At 72.8% G+C, this 3,737-nt stretch carries 1 protein-coding gene; it reads right to left on the bottom strand.

Going from position 1 to position 3,737, the window contains the following annotated elements:
* Window positions 1-153: 153 nt before the first annotated feature.
* A partial coding sequence (locus VSO01S_RS27650; protein ID WP_161944482.1) for a hypothetical protein occupies window positions 154-3,737 on the bottom strand: 3,584 nt, incomplete at its 5' end.

Raw genomic sequence — 3,737 nt, 5'->3', positions numbered from 1 at the left:
CGGATGGCGGCTGTTGCACGGCCCGGCTGGCGCGCAAGGCCTGCTGCAGGTCCAGTTCGTTGCGGCGGCGCGCGTTGTAGCGGGCACGCGCCGCCGGGTCGTCGCCCTCGCCGTCGTCGGCGCGCGCGGGTGCAATCGGCCATTCATACCGGCTCATGGCTGCCCCTCCTTCGGTGCATCGGGCGCCACGCGGATCCACCCTTCGCGCAGTTCCGCCGGCGTGTCGGGCAAGAGCGCGGTCTGCGTGGCGGCCAGGATGGCGTCGGTGCGCCAGGTGGCGGGCGTGTCGCGCCACAGGAAGTTCTGGTCCTTGCCGAACACCGACACCTTGGGCAGGCGCACCTGGCCTTCCTTGTCGAGGTCGGTCTCGACCATCACCGGCCCGGTGCGCAGCGACGGCGCGATGGCCGCCAGCCCCGGCCCGACCCAGTCGCGCGCCAGCTGCAGCGCCTTGCGCGGCAGCACGCCCGAGGTGAGCGTGGCCTTGCCGGCCGGGTGCATGAAGATCGTCAGCGTGACGCTCTGGCCGATGTGCAGCATCAGCGTGTCGGCATCGTCGGTGCCGGCGATGTAGGGGTGCGTGATCGCGGTCTTGGGCGGCATGCCCGACACGCTCGAATACAGGCCCAGCTGCCCGCGGCTGCGGCCGGCCTCGGCCGCCGTGCCGGCAATGGCCTTGTCGACCAGGCGGAAGTGCGCGTAGTCGTCGTCCACGAAGAAGCCCAGCACGCCGTCGTCGCTGCGCGTGACTTCGCCGATGCGCACCGGGAAGGCATGGCGCGCGGCCTCGCGCTCGGCGTCGGCCCATTCCTTGGCGCGCTGTTCGTTGCTCAGGTCGATGTCGTCGGGCGGGCGCAGCTCCAGCTTGAGCTGCGCGCGCACCACCGCGATGGGCCGGCCCACCAGCCCGGCCACATGCTCGCTGCCGAGCGACGCGAAGCTGTCCACCGACCACAGCGTGGTGTCGATGGCGCGCAGCAGGGCCGACAGCGCCGTCTCCTGGCCGCTGTCGGGCGCCAGCGGCGCGCCGGCGCGCGCGGCCGCATCGGCGGCCACCAGGCCGTTGGCAAAGCGGCCGAGCGCGAACTGCTCCGGCGCCAGGCCGTACAGCGGTCCCGAATCGGCCGGGCCTTCGCGGCCGGCCGCAATCTCCCACATCACGCCGCCGCTCACCGGCTCGTGCAGCAGCTCGCCGATGGGCGCGCCGTCCACGCTGAAAATTTCGAGGCTTTCGTCGAGGTGGTCGGGCATCACGAAGCCGGCCACCGGGTTCACCTGCAGTGTGGTGTCGATCTGGTCGACGCGCGCATCGGTGCCCACCGTGCCCACCTCGGTCTTGGCATCGACCAGCTTGAACTGCCAGCGCGCCGGCCGCATCAGCCTGGGCGTGACGGCCAGCGCATTGGGGCGCGCCGGCAGCGCGCTGCGCATGGGCACGGCCACCTGGCTCACCGGCACGTCCAGCGTGCGGCCGAAGGCATCGAGCAGGCGCGCGCGGGTCAGCGTGAGCGCACCGGCCAGCAGCATGTGCGGCGGCGCAATGGGCGCGGGGTTGGCGATGCCGTTGCCGTTGGCGGGGCGCCGCAGGCCGTCGCTCACCGCCAGGCCCAGCAGCTGGGTGCGCATGCCGTCCAGCGCAGCCGTCACCACATCGAGCTTGTCCACGGCGGCATCGAGCGTGCGGTAGGCCGCCTCGGTGGCTTCGTCGACCTGGCCGGCATGGACGGCGTCGAGCTTGTCTTCGGCCGCGAGCCAGTCGGAGATGGCACGGTGCAGCGTATGGGCCGCGCCGGTGGTGAGCAGGGCGCGGCCGCGCAGCGTGGTGCTCATGCCCTGCCCCGCGGTGCCCTGCACTTCGAGGTCGACGGCGCCGAGGTGCCAGGCGTCGAGCGAAGGCGGATCGATCCCTTCCACCTTCAGCTCCCACTCCAGCCACATCGGCACCCAGGGCTGCGCCCAGGTGGTGACGCCCACCAGGTCGGGGTCCGCGCCCTTGTAGAGCGAGAGCTTGCGCGTCTCGTCGGCCACCATGCGCTGCTGTTGCTGCGCGCCGGGCTCGATGGGCCTTTGCGCGGCTGCTGACGCGCCGGCGCGTGCGGCCCGGGCCGTCTTGGGCATGGCGGCGCTGCCGAGAAATGCGGTGGCACCGTCGTACGTGCCGTCCACGCCGAAGCGCAGCACCGACTCGGCCTTGAGCCGGCTGAAGATGCCGGCGCGCTCGGCCGTGGACGGCGTGACGGCATCGGCGATCCAGTCGTCGTGATACGGGTCGTGCAGCACCGCCTCGCGCGCCAGCGTCAGCACCTCGCTGGGCACCGAGCCGTTGCCCAGCGAGCGCACGAAACGGTCCTTGGCGATCACGCCGCTGATCTCCTGGATGACGTGCGTGGGCCAGCGGCAGGTGAGCGTGCCGTTGGCCGAACCGCGTCCGTCGTTGCCGTGGCGCAGGCTGCGCGCGGCGCCGCGGATGGCCACCATGGGCTCGTTCGGGAAGGTGAAGCGCGCGGCCGGGCGCTTGACGATGCGCGCCTCGCTGGGCGCCAGCACCTCGCCCACGCGCGAGCGGGCAATGTCGTTCACCACCGCCGCGCTGGCGCTGATGAGCGTGGGCTTGGACTTGCTCGAATACACCGTGGTGCCGCCCACGGCCTGCGCCGCGCCGTGCGCGCCGGACGCGCCATCACCCAGGCCCTTGCGCTGCGCCTGCACGTTGCCCGTGGCCCGCTGCCCGCGGTACTTGCCCACCGCCATGCCGCCGGCGCCGCCGGTCTGCACGCGCTGCATGTAGCGGTCGTCGCCCTCGATGCCGCTGGGCACCGAGGTGAAGGCGCCGGCATGCTCGTGCTCCTCCAGCTCCACCAGGCCGTCGGGCGAGCCCAGGCGGTTGATCTTCTGCGCGGTGAAGGCCGTCAGCAGCCGCTCGGAGGCGCGGCGCTGCTCGGGCGTGGCCTGCGGTGCGGCCGACAGTGCGGCCAGCATCTCGTCCTCGTGCTGGCCGATGGCCACGCGCAGCGTGCTGGCCGAGGGCCGGCGGTCCACCGGCACGCCGCCCGCCACCGGCACGCCGTAGATCGCACCGTGCAAAAGCGACGATCGCAGGTGCCACGGCGGCGCAACGAAGCGCCGGCCGGCATCGGCCGAGAAGGTCGATGCGGCGGTGAGCGTCTGCATCTCGACAAAGGTCTTGTCCATGGGCGCATAGGCCAGCGCGGGGGTGGCGACGGCAGCGGCCGCCGCGGCGACGCCGGTGCGCTTCACAGGCGTGGGAATGTTCAGCGGCCGTTTGCTCGACCAGCGCTCCTCCGTGGTCAGGCCCAGCGCCTTGCGCAGCTCGAACTGCGCGCGGTCCTGCTCCTGCGCCCACTTCTCGTCGCCCCATTCGTACAAGAGGCCCCAGCGCAGCCTGGCGAGCAGCTCGTCCAGGCTGTTGCTGCTGCGCGCCTTGTCCAGCGGGTCGGACGCGGGGTCGCTCCACCAGCCGGCCACCACGTAGGCGGCGCAGTCTTCATCCACACCCTTGGGCGCGAGCGCGGCCACGTCGGCCAGCGTGTCGTGGAAGGCGAAGCGGTTGAGCACCGCGTCGTACACGCCCGACCAGCTGATGGAGCCGCCCACCGTGCCGGTGAGCTGCGCGCGGTCGATCGCTTCGCCGGCCGGCACGGCGCCGCCCTGGCTGCCGCCCTCGGTCCACGAGCCCAGCGGCACGGCGATGGCGCGGTCGGCCTCCAGCACCCAGC

The organism is Variovorax soli NBRC 106424 (assembly GCF_001591385.1).
GTDB lineage: Bacteria > Pseudomonadota > Gammaproteobacteria > Burkholderiales > Burkholderiaceae_C > Variovorax > Variovorax soli.
Note: the sequence above shows the minus strand (reverse complement) of the source record. Positions and strands in the feature narration are given on the sequence as shown.